The organism is Frankia alni ACN14a (genome assembly GCF_000058485.1).
GTDB lineage: Bacteria > Actinomycetota > Actinomycetes > Frankiales > Frankiaceae > Frankia > Frankia alni.
Genome location: NC_008278.1, coordinates 982,634 through 996,595, shown reverse-complemented (window position 1 = coordinate 996,595; position 13,962 = coordinate 982,634). Strand labels below are relative to the sequence as shown.

General features: G+C 72.7%; 15 protein-coding genes. 8 read left to right on the top strand and 7 right to left on the bottom strand.

Features of this window, described 5'->3' with window-relative positions; all coding sequences use genetic code 11:
* The first annotated feature begins 238 nt into the window (after window positions 1-238).
* The 3 genes from FRAAL_RS03965 (at window position 239) to FRAAL_RS03955 (ending at window position 3,125) form a co-directional block, all read left to right on the top strand.
* A complete protein-coding gene (locus tag FRAAL_RS03965) occupies window positions 239-499 on the top strand; it encodes a hypothetical protein (protein WP_173402673.1) in 261 nt (86 codons plus the stop codon).
* Between the two features lie 368 nt (window positions 500-867).
* Window positions 868-2,517, top strand: a complete 1,650-nt coding sequence (locus tag FRAAL_RS03960) for an NAD(P)/FAD-dependent oxidoreductase (RefSeq protein ID WP_011602156.1) — start codon at window positions 868-870, stop codon at window positions 2,515-2,517.
* A 170-nt stretch (window positions 2,518-2,687) separates the two neighbouring features.
* Window positions 2,688-3,125 (top strand): hypothetical protein, encoded by a 438-nt coding sequence (locus tag FRAAL_RS03955; RefSeq protein ID WP_041938811.1) that lies wholly within the window; start codon window positions 2,688-2,690, stop codon window positions 3,123-3,125.
* A gap of 26 nt (window positions 3,126-3,151) precedes the next feature.
* Here the strand turns inward: FRAAL_RS03955 and FRAAL_RS03950 are convergent, their stop codons facing one another.
* Both FRAAL_RS03950 and FRAAL_RS03945 read right to left on the bottom strand, forming a co-directional pair.
* Window positions 3,152-4,204 carry a pirin family protein gene (locus FRAAL_RS03950; RefSeq protein ID WP_011602154.1) on the bottom strand — a complete coding sequence of 351 codons (1,053 nt, stop codon included), beginning with the start codon at window positions 4,202-4,204 and terminating at the stop codon, window positions 3,152-3,154.
* A 45-nt stretch (window positions 4,205-4,249) separates the two neighbouring features.
* Window positions 4,250-4,618 (bottom strand): cupin domain-containing protein, encoded by a 369-nt coding sequence (locus FRAAL_RS03945; protein WP_011602153.1) that lies wholly within the window; start codon window positions 4,616-4,618, stop codon window positions 4,250-4,252.
* A 116-nt stretch (window positions 4,619-4,734) separates the two neighbouring features.
* Between FRAAL_RS03945 and FRAAL_RS03940 the strand changes: the two genes are divergently transcribed.
* Window positions 4,735-5,304: a VOC family protein gene (locus FRAAL_RS03940; protein ID WP_041938810.1), complete on the top strand. Its 570-nt coding sequence runs from the start codon at window positions 4,735-4,737 to the stop codon at window positions 5,302-5,304.
* Between the two features lie 324 nt (window positions 5,305-5,628).
* Here FRAAL_RS03940 and FRAAL_RS34580 read toward each other — a convergent pair whose 3' ends face one another.
* Together FRAAL_RS34580 and FRAAL_RS03930 are read right to left on the bottom strand one after the other, a co-directional pair.
* Window positions 5,629-5,850: a hypothetical protein gene (locus tag FRAAL_RS34580; RefSeq protein ID WP_231861498.1), complete on the bottom strand. Its 222-nt coding sequence runs from the start codon at window positions 5,848-5,850 to the stop codon at window positions 5,629-5,631.
* Between the two features lie 450 nt (window positions 5,851-6,300).
* On the bottom strand, window positions 6,301-6,753 hold the full coding sequence (locus FRAAL_RS03930) for a MarR family winged helix-turn-helix transcriptional regulator (protein ID WP_011602150.1): 453 nt from the start codon (window positions 6,751-6,753) through the stop codon (window positions 6,301-6,303).
* Window positions 6,754-6,993: 240 nt separating this feature from the next.
* On the opposite strand from FRAAL_RS03930, the gene FRAAL_RS03925 reads away from it, so the two are divergent.
* Genes FRAAL_RS03925 through FRAAL_RS03915 form a run of 3 tightly spaced genes read left to right on the top strand, consistent with a single transcriptional unit; the run spans window position 6,994 to window position 10,013 of the window.
* Window positions 6,994-8,064 carry a 3-dehydroquinate synthase family protein gene (locus tag FRAAL_RS03925; protein ID WP_011602149.1) on the top strand — a complete coding sequence of 357 codons (1,071 nt, stop codon included), beginning with the start codon at window positions 6,994-6,996 and terminating at the stop codon, window positions 8,062-8,064.
* On the top strand, window positions 8,061-8,891 hold the full coding sequence (locus FRAAL_RS03920) for a shikimate dehydrogenase family protein (protein ID WP_197537246.1): 831 nt from the start codon (window positions 8,061-8,063) through the stop codon (window positions 8,889-8,891). Before FRAAL_RS03925 ends, FRAAL_RS03920 begins: the two co-directional genes overlap by 4 nt.
* Before the next feature lie 30 nt (window positions 8,892-8,921).
* Window positions 8,922-10,013: an ROK family protein gene (locus FRAAL_RS03915; RefSeq protein WP_011602147.1), complete on the top strand. Its 1,092-nt coding sequence runs from the start codon at window positions 8,922-8,924 to the stop codon at window positions 10,011-10,013.
* A gap of 22 nt (window positions 10,014-10,035) precedes the next feature.
* Here the strand turns inward: FRAAL_RS03915 and FRAAL_RS03910 are convergent, their stop codons facing one another.
* From FRAAL_RS03910 to FRAAL_RS03900, 3 genes are all read right to left on the bottom strand, one after another.
* Entirely contained in the window at window positions 10,036-10,764 is a 729-nt protein-coding gene (locus tag FRAAL_RS03910; protein ID WP_011602146.1) for an HAD-IA family hydrolase, read from the bottom strand.
* A gap of 78 nt (window positions 10,765-10,842) precedes the next feature.
* Complete coding sequence (locus FRAAL_RS03905) at window positions 10,843-11,973, bottom strand: Gfo/Idh/MocA family protein (protein ID WP_041938809.1); 1,131 nt, start codon at window positions 11,971-11,973, stop codon at window positions 10,843-10,845.
* The gene (locus FRAAL_RS03900; RefSeq protein ID WP_041940149.1) at window positions 11,970-13,136 is read right to left on the bottom strand and encodes a DegT/DnrJ/EryC1/StrS family aminotransferase; all 1,167 of its coding nucleotides are present in this window, start codon (window positions 13,134-13,136) and stop codon (window positions 11,970-11,972) included. The genes FRAAL_RS03905 and FRAAL_RS03900 overlap by 4 nt, the downstream gene beginning before the upstream one ends.
* Window positions 13,137-13,472: 336 nt before the next feature.
* On the opposite strand from FRAAL_RS03900, the gene FRAAL_RS03895 reads away from it, so the two are divergent.
* Window positions 13,473-13,916 (top strand): type II 3-dehydroquinate dehydratase, encoded by a 444-nt coding sequence (locus FRAAL_RS03895; protein ID WP_041938808.1) that lies wholly within the window; start codon window positions 13,473-13,475, stop codon window positions 13,914-13,916.
* Window positions 13,917-13,962 lie beyond the last annotated feature (46 nt).

Sequence of the window (13,962 nt, the reverse complement as noted above, 5' to 3'; positions counted from 1 at the left end):
CAGGCCACCGGCGGGGGATCACGACGACGAGCGTGCTCCCGACACGGGTCCGCGACCGGACGAATGCCTCCACCTGATACCAGAATGGTTCTTCCCTACCGGTCACCGCCCCGGCCCCCTGACACCCGCACGGGGCCAGGGCGCCGCCGGCGGCCGGGGTCGCGCCCGCCGGGGACGCATCACCCGTCCGGGCCACCCGGCGTTTGCGTGAATCGAACAGGCGTGCGAGTGTTGGGCCGTGGCAGTGCAGATCGTGATCGACGGGCAGCCCTACCTCCTGCCGGCGGGTACCGATCCGGACGAACTGCGCAGGCGGATCGCCCAGGCGGTCTTCCGCTGCGAGGTCGAGCAGCTCCACCTCGCGGACGGCCGGACGATGCTGGTCAACTGGCGGTCCGTCCGACTCATCGAGGTCCGCTCGGACGCGGACCCGCCGCCTCGCCCGGAGGGCCGCGAGAACGACACCGGGCACGAGCGGCGGCGGGTCGGCGACCACTAGCAAGATCCGATCATCCGTGTCCGGCCGGTGCGCGCGCCTGCATTACCTCAACAATGGTTGGGAAACACGCGGTTCACGATGCGACCCGGCGTCGACACGACCGACACCCGTCCGCCCAGGTCACCAGCCACCGCCACCCCAGGTCCCCGTCGGACCATCCGGACCAAGCGGCAACTTTCCGACATACGGGTAAAAGCTCAGATTCGGGATGATCGCTTACGCATTGGCATTGATGCGCCGTTTACCTCAACCATGATCCGTCGAGCTGGTTAGGTGTTATTTGTGCACCGGTTGCGGTGATTGTGATCTTTACGAGAGGACGGACGCAGCCGGCCCACTTCGTGTAGCGGCGTACAGGGAGTCTCGTAATGAGCGGGTACGACTATTCGGTTGCCATCCTCGGTAGCGGCATCGCCGGCTCGACACTGGCCAACATCCTCGCCCGACACGGTCACAGCGTGGTCCTCGTCGACAGCGGCACCCACCCACGCTTCGCGCTCGGCGAGTCGACGATCGGAGAGACGACATACCTGTTGAAACTGCTCGCCGAGCGGTTCGACGTACCCGAACTCGGCCACGTGAGCAGCTTCGAGGCAGTGCGCTCGCACGTCACCTCGGCCTGCGGCGTCAAGCGAAACTTCGGCTTCGTGTACCACCGGGACGGGCAGGTGCAGAACCCCGAGGAGGTCACCCAGTGCAGCGTCTCGGAGTTCCCGAACGGTCCTGAAATGCACATGCACCGTCAGGACATCGACTCCTACCTGTTCTACTCCGCGGTCCGCTACGGAGCGGACCCCCGCCAGCGGACCATGGTCGAGCGCGTCGAGTTCACCGCCGACGCGGCGACCCTGACGACGAAGTCCGGCGAGACGCTGCGGGTCCGGTACGTCGTGGACGCCTCGGGCCGCAACTCGGTGCTCGCGAACCAGTTCGCCCTGCGGGAGGAGCCCTGCCGGTTCCGGACGAACTCCCGGACGCTGTTCACCCACATGGTCGGCGTCACCCCGTTCGACGACGTGACGACCCCCAGCGGTCAGCCGTCGCTGTGGCACCAGGGCACCCTGCACCACATCTTCGACGGCGGCTGGCTGTGGGTCATCCCGTTCGACAACCATCGCAGGGCCACCAACCCGCTGTGCAGCGTCGGGCTCAACCTGGACGCCGGCCGTTTCCCGAAGGAGCCGGGGCGCACCGCCGAGCAGGAGTGGGCCGCCTACCTCGACCGCTTCCCCAGCGTGGCCCGCCAGTTCGCCGGCGCCCGACCCGCCTGGGACTGGGTCTCCACCGGGCGCACCCAGTACTCCAGCACCCGCACGGTCGGCGACCGCTGGGCGATGATGAGTCACGCCGCCGGGGCCATCGACGCGCTGTTCTCCCGGGGCATGGCCAACACCATGCAGGTGATCTACGCCTTCACCCCGACGCTGCTGGCCGCGCTCGCCGACGACGACTTCTCCGCCGAGCGGTTCGGCCACATCGACACGCTCAACCAGACGATCCTCGACGTCAACGACAAGCTCGTGCACGGCTCGTACGTCTCGTTCCGGGACTTCGACCTGTGGCGGGCCTGGTCGAAGGTGTGGTTCCTCGGCTGGAACATGGGCATCGCGAGGATCGTCGGGACCTACTTCGGCTATCTCGAGAAGGGTGACCGAGCCCTGTTCGACCGGCTGCTCGACGCCCCACACCTGGGCACCTTCTGCCCGGACCTGCCGGAGTTCCAGCCGTTCTTCGACTCCCTGAGCGCGGTGATGGTCGAGGTGGAGGCCAGCCGGCTGGCCCCGGCGGCCGCGGTCGAACGGCTCGCCGGCCTGCTCGGCGGGGCCGACTTCCTGCCCGCGCCGCTGCGGCTCGGCGACGTGCTGCGACGCTGGCACGACGGCTCCTTCGAGGCCCAGCGCCGGATGTACGAGTGGGGTCGGACCGACTCCCCGACGCCGCTGCGGCGCTGGTACGACTACGACCTCGACGAGCTGCTGACCCGCACGGGCGGGACGCCGCAACCGGCCGTCTTCTGACACCGCCGGGCCCCGGTCGGGCGCGGTCCGCCCGTACCGCCGGTCGGGCGGTCCCGCTCGCCGTCCGGCCGCCGGCGACGTTACGTTTGGGATGACACGTCGGCCGGCGCGAGCCGTCCGGCACCCAGCGGCCAGCGGAGGCAGCGCCGCCTGACGGAAGGTTGCCCACCATGGGACTGCCCCTCAAGGCACGTGACGTCCCCGGCCGCGCCGCGGCCGGGGCGTTCATCCTGCACTCGGGTCTGGGCAAGTGGAAGGCCGACCGGGCCACCGCCGAGGGACTGCACGGCCTGGCGGCGAACACCTATCCGTTCCTGGCGAAGCTCGACCCGGTGACCTTCACGAAGGTGCTCGCCGGCGCCGAGATCGCCCTGGGTACGGCACTCGTCACCCCCGTCGTCCCCACCGCACTCGCCGGCCTCGGGCTGTCCGCCTTCTCCGGGGGGCTGCTCGGGCTCTACGCCCACACGGAGGGCATGCGCGAGGAGGGCACGATCTGGCCGACGCAGCAGGGGCTGCCCATCGCCAAGGACGTCTGGCTGCTCGGCATCGGACTGGGCTTCGTCGTCCAGGGTCTCGGCGCCCGCCGAAGCCGGGCCACCGACTAGCCCGCGCCGCCACCGATCAGCCCGGGTCAGCGGACTGCCCAGGGGGGCCTGGGCGCGGGGATCCGCCCGGTGGCGGTCGCCACGGCGCCGAACCGGTCCGCCCCGGCCTGCCAGTCGGCGCGGGCGGCGTCGATCTCGGCCCGGGAGCGGGCGACGAAGTTCCACCACATGACCAGCCGGTCGGCGAAGGGCTCCCCGCCGAGCAGCAGCGCGCGGGCGCCGTCGCCGACGCGCAGCGGCAGCTCGTCGTGCCCGGCGCCCAGGTAGCCCAGCCGACCGGGGCCCAGGACCTGCGCGCCGACCTGCACCGCCCCGGCCAGAACCACCAGCCCGTGCTCGAAGTCGCGCCGCAGCGGCAGAACGGTGCCGCCGGTCCGCAGCACGAGGTCGGCGCCGACGAGCGGGGTGTCGGTGCGCGCCGGGGAGACGTTGCCGTCGAGCTCGCCGAGCAGCACCGTCGCCTCGGCCGCCCCGAATCGGGCGACGGGCAGCTCGGCGTGGTGGGTGAAGGCGGGTGGGCCGTGCCGGGTGTGCTCGGGCTGTGCCACCCACAGCTGCACGCCGTGCAGGTCACCCCGGTGATCCTCGGACTCCTCCGCGTGGGTCACCCCGTGCCCGGCGGTCATCAGGTTGAGCTCGCCCGCACGTAGGACCTGTTCGGACCCGAGGCTGTCCCGATGGACCTGGCGACCACTCAGCAGCCAGGTGACGGTGGCCAGCCCGATGTGCGGATGCGGCCCGACGGACACCGGATTCGACGGTGAGATCGCCATCGGACCCAGGTGGTCGACGAAGCACCAGGCACCGATGGTTCGCCGGGCCCGGCGGGGCAGGACCCGCCGCACCGGGATGCCGCCCACCTCGGCGGTCCGCCCTTCGATGACCGTCAGCGCCGGCCCGACCGCCCGCTCCGGCCCGACCGCCCGCTGCGATCCGACCGCCCGCTCCGATCCGACCGCCCGCTCCGATTCGACCGCCGAGGCCCGGTCGGCTCCCGACGGCGGTGACGGGGGGAGACTCGGCACCGGCGGTTCCGCCGGCACGGGGGCGACGTCGACGGGCAGAACGGGTCCACTCATCCCCCAACGTTACGACAATCGTTGCATACGCAACAAACAGTCGCCCTACTCACCCTCGTCCCGGTGGACGGTCTCCGGGAGAAAGGCCGGCAGGCACACCGAGATGTAGTCCGCGCCGTCCGCGCCACGCGTGCTGTAACGGACCCATTCCCCGGCGGCGGTGTGCACCCCCTGGCCGGCCGCGACCTCGATGATCCCGTCGGCGTGCTCCACCGTCACCGAGCCGCGCAGGACGATCGTGTATTCGTCGAACTCCGGCCGCTGCCCCGGCTCGGCCCAGCCGCCCGGACTCGACATGTGCGCGATGCTCAGGCTCCGCGTGCCCGTGTTCACTCCGCCCACGTACTCGCGAATGATCTTTGGAAGGTTCCCGGCGGCCTCGACGACGGTCGGGGACTCGATGAAGGTCGGCATGGGATGCATCATCGTGCCTGGCCGCCGGCCCGGCGACGGTGGAAGGCAGGTCGCGACGGCCGACGGTACGATCCGGTCGCGCTCCCCCGGTTCAGGCGGGGCGCGGAGGGGGCGTCGTGACAACCGAATCAATCTTTCACCCCAGGGCCTGGATGGCGACCGGGGTCATTCCCGCACGTCACGGCGCCATGGATCCCCCGCCAGCCGGTGCGCCGTTCACCGGTCTCGGCGCCGTCGAGGCGGCGCTGGCCGGGCTGACGTTCCATCACTTCGCCATCGTGGTGACGGATCTGGAGCTCGCCCGCGAGCTCTACACCGTCTCCCTCGGCATCGACTCCTGGCACACCCGGGCGCTGTCCGGGCCCGCCGTGTACCGCGGCCGGCCCGTCGCGCTCGACGGCGCCCGCGTCGCGATCGGGCGGCTCGGTGCCGGCCTGGTGGAGCTGATCGCCCCCGGTTGCCAGCCGTCGGCGGCGCGGGAGACCCTCGACCGGCGCGGCGAGGGCCTCTTCGCCATCGGCTACCTCGTCGACGACGTGGCCGCCCAGCTTCGCGTCCCGGTCTCCGCCGGGGCCCGGATCGAGCAGGTCAGGCCGGATGCGCGGCATCCGGTCGAGGCCTGTCTGGACGCGGGCTCCGGTCTGTTGGTCGACCTGGTCCAAAGCGGCTCATCCTGGCCGGTCTGACCACCGGCACGCCGTGGCGCGATCCCATGGACTTGTGCCGGCGACCCGTTGAATGTCATCATCGGTTCAGAGGCCGCCCGGCACCCCCCGAGCTGGGCGGCCTCACCTGCGCCATGAAGGCGCCGCCCGGCGCAGGCCCGCCGGGTACGGACAATTCCGCAGGGTACGTGCCGTCGGGGGAACTCCCGAAAAGCATCCCGGCGGTCGGCCCACCAGCCGCGCCGCGTTCCCCACCGCACATTGCGAGCCGGGAAAGAACCCTCCGCCGGTCAGAGCGAGGCCAGCCGAGGAAAGGGCCCCGTCGATCCCGTCGGAGACCGCCGGTCAGGTGGTGACGACGACTATCGTGAGGATCAGGCCGACCAGGGTCGTCGCGAGCGCGACGAACGTCGCGATCCTGCCTCGCCCGCTGCCCTTCCGCCAGGCCATCGCCCCGCAGCCGATCGCGATCAGCCCGGCGAGCGGGAAGAACAGCCCGAGTGCGGCGAAGGTGAACGCCAGGATCCACAGCGCGCGGGCGCCGGGCAGCTCCGCCTCCTCCGACACCGCCGACGCAGCGTGTTCCCCCTGGTCCAGGCCACCGTCAGGGTACGGAGCAGGTGGGGCCCCAGCGGGAACGGGGGAAGCGGTCCCGGCCTGTTCCGGCTCCTTCGACGTCGGCGTGGAGCGACCTCGACCATCCCCGACCTGCGCTGCGGTCCACCCGTCCGGCGCCGTGCCCGGTGCACCGGCGGGCGTTTCCGCGGGAAGCGAGCCGGAATCAGCGCTGGTCACCGGGGTCGGCTTGGTCATCACGGACTCCTCGTTTACGTACTTTCCGGGTTTCTCGACGGATCTGCGGTCGGAGAACCGGCCCGTGGCCACAGAGCCTGACGCAGAATCCCGCCGGTGTCCCAGATCCTCCCGAAAGGCACGCCGCGCGGAGGCATCGGCCACCCGAAAGCGCCACCGACCGTGACATAGGTCGCCGTCGCCCGCGGCCTCGGTGAAATGCGACTAACGGCCCCGCTCGGCCAGGTTCTCCTCGACGAAACGCTCCATGCCCGCGACGAAGGCCCGCGCGTCCTCGGCCGGCCAGGCGTCGAGCCTGCGCTGGAACGCGCCCGCCAGCCGGCCGCGCAGCCGCTCGATGGCGGCGTGCCCCTCGTCGGTGAGGGTGAGCCGGGTGGCCCGGGCGTCGTCGGGATCGGCCGAGCGACGCAGCAACCCGAGCGCCTCAAGCCGGTCGCTGTGCCGGCTCACCACCGACCGGTCGATGCCGATCTCCGTGCTGAGCTTGCGCGCCGTCGTGGGGCCCGTCCGCGCCAGACCGCTGAGCACGGGGTAGGTCGCCTCGTCCAGGTTGACATCGCCCGCGGCCAGCAGGTCTCCGAACAGCCGCATCCGGGTCGGCCGCGCGAGCAGCATCCCCAGCGCGGCGGCGAGCCTGGCGCCGTCCTCTGATCCCACCGCTCGACCTTACTCTGCGTGCACGGTGCACGAGCCGGCCGCCATCTGGTGGACACCAGGACACGCCTGGGGACCCGCCACGCGGACCGGGACACAACGTCGATCTTCGGGTCGGGTGCCCCGGGTGGGGCGTCCTGGCGGCGCTTCGGCAGACTGGGGCGCAGGCGCCGCGGCGGACCATCGGGGAGCACGGCGGACGGCCACGACACCTCGCAAATCCGGAGACGAAACGTGACGGGCATGCTTGCAACCCTTCCGCTCAGCCCGATCGAGCGGATCGCCGCCGACCACCGGCGCATCCCGGTGGAACTCGGTCCGCGCAGCTACCCGGTCGACATCGGCGCCGGGGTCCGCCGGACCCTGCCCGACGTCGTGGCCGCCATCGGGGCGAGGCGGGCCGCCATCGTGTCCGCCCGCCCCCTCGACGCCGTGCCCGACCCGGGCGTGCCGGCGCTGCGGCTGGCCGCCCGCGACGGCGAGGCGGACAAGACGCTCGCCAACGTCGAGGCGCTGTGCAGCCGGTTCGCGGACTTCGGGCTGACCCGCGGGGACGTCGTCATCTCCTGCGGCGGCGGGACGACCACCGACGTCGTGGGGCTCGCCGCCGCGCTCTACCACCGCGGCGTCGCCGTGGTGCACCTGCCGACCTCGCTGCTCGCCCAGGTCGACGCGAGCGTCGGCGGGAAGACCGCGGTGAACCTGCCGGCCGGCAAGAACCTGGTCGGCGCCTACTGGCAGCCCAGCGCCGTCCTCTGCGACACCGACTACCTGGCGACCCTGCCCCGCCGGGAATGGATCAACGGCTACGGCGAGATCGCGCGAGCCCACTTCATCGGGGCACCCGGGCTGCTCGGCCGGCCGGTCGCCGAGCAGATCGCGGCCAGCGTGGCGCTCAAGGCCGGGGTCGTCGCCCGCGACGAGCGGGACTCCCACCTGCGCCACATCCTCAACTACGGGCACACCCTCGGTCACGCCCTGGAACGCACCACCGATTACGCACTGCGCCACGGCGAGGCCGTCGCCGTCGGCACCGTGTTCGCCGGCCGGCTCGCCGGGGCACTCGGCCGGATCGGGCCCGAGCGGATCCGCGAACACCTCGACGTCGTGCAGGGCTACGGGCTGCCCGCCGCGCTGCCCGCCGGGGTGGAGCCCGCCGAGCTCGTCGCGGTGATGCGGCTGGACAAGAAGTCGACGAGTACTGGGCTGACCTTCGTCCTCGACGGCGCGCACGGCCCGGAACTCGTGCCCGATGTCGACGAGGACGTGGTGCTGGCGGCGCTCGCCGCGATGCCCCGCGAGGACCCGGCGTGACGGCCCCGGCGGGGCTGCCGGTGAGCGGCACCACCCGGCTGTATGCCGTCATCGGTGACCCGGTCGCCCAGGTGCAGGCGCCGTCGCTGCTCAATCCGCTGTTCGCCCGGCTCGCGATCGATGCCGTCCTCGTCCCGGTGCACGCCCGACCGGCGAGCTTCGCCACCGTCCTGCGCGGGCTCGCGGCCACCGGGAACCTCGACGGCGTTCTCGTCACGATCCCGCACAAGGTCGCCGCCTGCGCCCTGGCCACCGAGCACAGCGCCGCCGCGCGGATCAGCGGCAGCGCCAACGTGTTGCGCCCGATTCCCGGCGGCGGCTGGCGGGCCGACAACTTCGACGGGGCCGGGTTCGTCCGCGGGCTGACCGCCGCCGGCCATCCCGTGCGCGGCCGGCGGGTCGCGCTCATGGGGGCCGGCGGAGCCGGCAGCGCCATCGCGGTCGCGCTGCTCGACGCCGGCTGCGGGCCGTTGTCGGTCCACGACCCGGACCGGGCGAAGTGCGCAGCCCTGCTCGCCAGACTGGACGAACACTGGCCGGGCCGGGCCGCCGCGGTGGCCGTGGCCGAGCCGGCGCTGGGCGACGCGGACCTGGCGGTGAACGCGACCCCGCTCGGCCTGCGTCCCGAAGACCCGCTGCCCTTCCCGCCCGCTGCGCTGCCAGCGGGATGCGTCGTCGCCGACATCATCATGAAGCCCCCGCGGACCCGGCTGCTCGACGCGGCCGGCGCGCTCGGGCTGGCGACCCATCCGGGCATCCACATGCTTGCCCATCAGGTGGACCTGTACCGGTCGTTCTTCCAACTCGGCCCGGCGGACCGCCCCTGACGAGCCCCGGAGGCTGCACATGCACTGCACATGCACACCCTCGCCCCGCCGGTGACGCCCGGCGTTCTGGGCATCGACATCGGCGGGACCAAGGTCGCGCTGCGCCTCGAACCGGCTCACGTCACCGCGCCCGCCCACGCCGCGACATCCACCACCACGCCCACCACCACCGGCGGCCTGACCCAGGTCGGCGGGCCAGGCCGCGTGGACGCTCCCGACGGCACCGTCACGCCGGTCGAGGCGACGTTCCGCTGGGAGCCGTCGGCGAGCGCCACGCGGGATCTCGACGATCTCGCCGCGCACGTCGCCGCACTGCGGACGAAGTGGGCCGGGCCGGTGACCGCGGTCGGGGTCGCGATGCCCGCGACCCTGGACGCCGCCGGCCGGGTGACGACCTGGCCGGGCCGGCCGAGCTGGACGGGACTGGCACTGGCCGAGGCGCTGCGTGACCTCGTGCCGGGGGCGACCGTCGCCTGCGCCGACGACGGCGACCTCGCCGCGCTCGCGGAGGCGCACGCGGTCGGCTGCCCCGACCTGGTGTACCTCGGCCTCGGCACGGGCGTCGGCGGCGGGATCGTGCTGGACGGTCGGCCCTGCCCGCGACCCGGCCACGGCTCGGCCGAGATCGGCCATCTGGTGATCTCCGCGGGAGGCCCGCGGTGCACCTGCGGTCGGCGGGGCTGCGTGCAGGCCACGGCCAGTGGCCCCGCCACCCTGCACCGGGCAGCGCGGTACCGCGACGGCGATGTCGACAGTGTCGCCGAGGACGCCGAGGACGCCGAGGACGGCGGGGACGGCGGGTCGGCGTCCCGTGCGGAGGTGACCTTCGCCGAGCTACGCGCGGCCTGGCTCGCGGGGACCGGCTGGGCGGCGCGGGCGGTGGGGGAAAGCGCGCAGGCGGCCGCCGTCGCCGTGGTCGGGCTGACCGAGCTGCTGCATCCGGCGATGGCGGTGGTCGGGGGCGGGTTCGCCGACGGGCTGCCCGGATTCGCCCAGGCCGTCGACGAACGCGCCCGCGAGCTCGGCCGCCCGGGTCATCCGCCCGCGCCGGTGCGGGCGGCGACGCTCGGCGGCCTGTCGTCCCTGGCGGGCGCGATCCTGCTGGCACGCCAGGGGTCCTGACCCGGCCCCGCCGGCTCGTGGGTCAGTCGCGCGCGAGCAGACTCCCGGCCCCGCCGGCCGCGGCCGCCAGCGACGGCGGCCCGGCCGGCGGATCCCCATCGACGGCGGCGTCGCCGAGCAGTGCCAACAGCTCCGCGGGACGGTGCAGCACGGCGTCCGGGCGGGCCGCGCGCAGCTCGACGCCGTCCGTCTCGCCCCACAGCGCGGCGACCGCCATCACGCCGGCGGCGCGGGCGCTGTCGATGTCCGCGACCGCGTCACCGAGCATCATCGCCTCCCCCGGCGCCGCTCCCAGCAGGTCGAGCGCGCGCAGCACGATGTCCGGGGCGGGCTTCGGCCGCGGGATCTCGTCGGAGCCGATGACGTGGTCGAACAACGACAGCACGCCGAGCTCGCCGAGCAGGTGGCGGGCCCGCGGGCCGGACTTGCCGGTGGCGACCGCGAGCCCGTGGCCGCGGGCGCGCAGCCGGCGCAGCAGCTCCTCCACGCCGTCGAAGAGAACCACCTCGCGGGCGAGCCGATAGCTCTCCCGCACGAACGGCTCCTCCATCGCCAGCGGCAGATCCATGATCCGCATGATGTCCGGGAAGTAGCGGCCGAGGTGGCGGTTGTACTCCTCGAAGGGCGGCTCGCCGGGACCGACCACCTCCGCGTAGGCGATCGTGAACGCCTGCCGCATCACGCCGAAGCTGTCGACGAGCACGCCGTCCAGATCGAAGATCACTGTCTGCCGGTGCGCGCCGCCGGCCATCGGCCGGCCCCCCGGTTCCGTTCCCACATGCCCCCCCGGGCTCGACGACGAGAACAACGGTGCCTTATCTGCGGGACATCATGAGCCCGCGCGGACGAGCTGCGGCGTCGGGCGGTGCGAGCGCGCCGAGTCGTAGAGGCGCTCGATGGCCGCGATCGTCGGCCGGACCTCGGCGATCGCCCGCCCTCGGGAGGCCGGATCGGTCAGCATGGCCGGCAGCTCGTCGAGCTGGCGGCGGTACTCGGTCCCGATCGGCTCGTCGGGCAGCGCCACCGCGGTCGTCTGCCCGCTGCGGGTCAGGGACAGGACCGACCGATCCTGCCGGTTCGGCCCGAAGCCGAAGGTGCAGCGCAGCGAGGCGGTTCCGGCGGCCCCCTCGACGTTGATCGCGGTGAGGTCGCGGGCCTCGTGCGAGGCCCAGCTCGCCCGCAACGACACCGAGGTCCCGTTCTCGGTCACCAGGAATCCGCGCGCCGTGTCCTCGACGTCCCCGCCGGCGGCCGGACCGGCCGGACCGGCCGGACCGGCGGAAGCGACCTGCTCACCGTGCCGCCAGGATGCCGCCCACGCGCCGTCGCTGACGAAGTCGTCGGACGTCGTCCCGACCACCTGGCGGAACTCGACGCTGCCGAGCAGGGGGGTGAGGGTGTCCAGCAGATGCCAGCCGAGGTCGACCAGCGCGCCACCGCCGGACTGCTCCCGGCGGGTGAACCAGCCACCCGCGTCGGGGATGCCGCGGGCGCGGATCCACGCGAGGTCGACGTGGCGGATCGCGCCGAGCCCCGCGGCGACCTCGTAGAGCCGGCTGACGTCGGCGCGGTACCGCGCGGCACTGCCGGCCAGCAGGGTAACGTCGCCGGCCCGTTCGGCGGCGGCGAGCCGGTCCGCCTCCGCCGAGCTCAGGCAGACCGGCTTCTCCAGGAAGACCGGGATGCCGGCGGTCAGCAGCCGCTCGGCGATGTCGGCGTGCCGATGGTTGGGCACCGCCACGACGGCGAGGTCGAACCGGGCCGAGCCGAGCTCGGCGACGTCGGCGAGCAGCGCCAGGTCCGGGTGCTCGGCGGCCACCGCGGCGCGGGCGGCGGGATCGGGATCGACCGCCGCGGCCACCGCGAACCGGGGGTGCTCGCGCAGCCGGGGCAGCCAGATGGACCGGCCGGCCCAGCCCAGCCCGACGACGGCGACCCGCACCGGCAACGGCGCCGTCACTGCGCCGCCAGGGTGTCGGCCACGACTGCCGCGACCTCGTGCATCTGCTCCTCGCTGCCCAGCAGGGTGCGATGGTGCAGCCAGACGCCGTCCGCGCTCAGCGCTTCGGTGTTGGGGCACCGCCGTGCGATGTCGTCGACGGACTCCGCCGGAGCGCCGGTCTCCCAGAACCCGTTGGAACGGTAGATCGCCCGGAAGGCGGCGAAGGCGGGCAGGCCCCGCTCGACGAGCGCGTCCACGACGGCGTTGCGCCGCTGTTCGCTGAATCCCGGAAGGCGGAACATCGCCATGTAGTGCGGGTTGCGGTCGCAGCGTTCGTCGCGGCTCTGCGGCACGACGCCGGGAATGGCCGACAGGGCCTCGGCGAGCACCGGCCACCGCTGCTCGCGGGTGTCGATCTGGCCGGCCAGGCGGCCGAGCTGGGCGCGCAGGACCGAGGCGGAGAACTCGTTGAGCCGGAAGTTCGACCCGGAGGTCTGGTGGAAGTACCGGCGGTCGGTGCGCGGTCGTCCGCAGCTGTGCCGCAGGAAGGCGATCTCGTGCAGCTCCGAGTCCGGGAAGGTGACGGCGCCGCCCTCGCCCGCGGTCATCAGCTTGCCGTTCTGGAAGCTGAACGCCGCCACCGAGCCGAGCTCGCCGACCTTGCGTCCCTGCCACTGGGCACCGTGCGCGTGGGCGGCGTCCTGGATGAGCGGGACGCCGGTGTCGGCGGACAGCTTCGCCAGGGCGTCCATGTCGGAGACCTGACCGGCCATGTGCACCGGCATGATCGCCTTGGTGCGGGGGGTGACCGCGGCCGCCGCCGCCGCCGGATCGATGCAGTACGTGTCCAGGTCGACGTCGACCGGCACGGCGACCGCGCCGAGGCGCTGCGCGGCCTGGGATGAGGAGATGAACGTGAACGCCGGAACGATGACCTCGGTGCCCGGGCCGACGCCCAGAACCTGGAGGGCGAGCTCGAGGGCGTGGGTGCCATTGGTGACGGCGAGCGCATAGTCGGCGCCGTGATAGTCGGCGAATTCCCGCTCGAAGCTGTCGACCTCGCTGCCGCCCATGCGCCACCACTGACCCTGCTCCAAGGCTCGGATCAGTCCGGCGCGTTCCTCGTCGGAGTACTGCGGCCAGGCCGGCAACTCCGGTGCGCGTCGCACTACACCGCTCATGGTCCCCACCCTTTTCTTACGTGACGATAAGGTTCGCGCAAGGATCCAGGCCGTCTACGGTTCATTACCGTGAGCTGACCGAAGGATTTACGCGAGAGGTGCGCGACGGACGGTACCTCAACGCCTCGGACTCGCCTGTCGTCCCCCGGACGGGACTACCGCTTCACCAACGAGAGAGCAATCGACACGCCACGGAGACACTACCAACGCGCTCGGTCGTGTCGTCTACGGGTCGATATGGCCCGTCGCTGACCGCGCCATAGCTGCGATATCGTCCACGGGACGCCGACCGACCCGGCCGGTCGGCACCGGTGCCGGCGCGAGTGATGAGGTCTGGTGAGCACGCTTCTTCTGGTGAACGGTCCGAACCTGGGCATACTCGGTCGGCGGCAGCCGGAGGTGTACGGCACGGCCACTCTGGCCGACATTGAAACCGCCGTCACCGCCCGGATCGCCGAGCGCGGCTGGAAACTGGTCTCCGTCCAACGGGAATCCGAGGGCGAGCTGATCCACGCGATTCAGGATAACTACGACTCGGTCGGCGCAATCGTCAACCCCGGGGCGCTCATGATGTACGGCTGGAGCCTGCGGGACGCGCTCGCGAACTACCCGAATCCATGGATCGAGGTCCATTTGTCGAATGTCTGGGCGCGGGAGTCCTTCCGGCACGAGTCGATTCTGTCGGCATTGGCCCGCGGAGTGATCGTCGGCCTCGGCCCGCTGGGCTACGAGCTCGCCGCCCAGGCACTGCTCAGCCTGGTGCCCTCCTCGTCCGGCTGATCCGGCCACGGCCGATCCGGCCGATCCGTCACGTACCACCGCCGTC

Excerpts from the sequence above, each read along its gene's own strand:
- FRAAL_RS03960 (WP_011602156.1), top strand. The coding sequence starts at position 868 with ATGAGCGGGTACGACTATTCGGTTGCCATCCTCGGTAGCGGCATCGCC.
- FRAAL_RS03955 (WP_041938811.1), top strand. The coding sequence starts at position 2,688 with ATGGGACTGCCCCTCAAGGCACGTGACGTCCCCGGCCGCGCCGCGGCC.
- FRAAL_RS03950 (WP_011602154.1), bottom strand. The coding sequence starts at position 4,204 with ATGAGTGGACCCGTTCTGCCCGTCGACGTCGCCCCCGTGCCGGCGGAA.
- FRAAL_RS03945 (WP_011602153.1), bottom strand. The coding sequence starts at position 4,618 with ATGCCGACCTTCATCGAGTCCCCGACCGTCGTCGAGGCCGCCGGGAAC.
- FRAAL_RS03925 (WP_011602149.1), top strand. The coding sequence starts at position 6,994 with ATGCTTGCAACCCTTCCGCTCAGCCCGATCGAGCGGATCGCCGCCGAC.
- FRAAL_RS03915 (WP_011602147.1), top strand. The coding sequence starts at position 8,922 with ATGCACACCCTCGCCCCGCCGGTGACGCCCGGCGTTCTGGGCATCGAC.
- FRAAL_RS03910 (WP_011602146.1), bottom strand. The coding sequence starts at position 10,764 with ATGGCCGGCGGCGCGCACCGGCAGACAGTGATCTTCGATCTGGACGGC.
- FRAAL_RS03900 (WP_041940149.1), bottom strand. The coding sequence starts at position 13,136 with ATGAGCGGTGTAGTGCGACGCGCACCGGAGTTGCCGGCCTGGCCGCAG.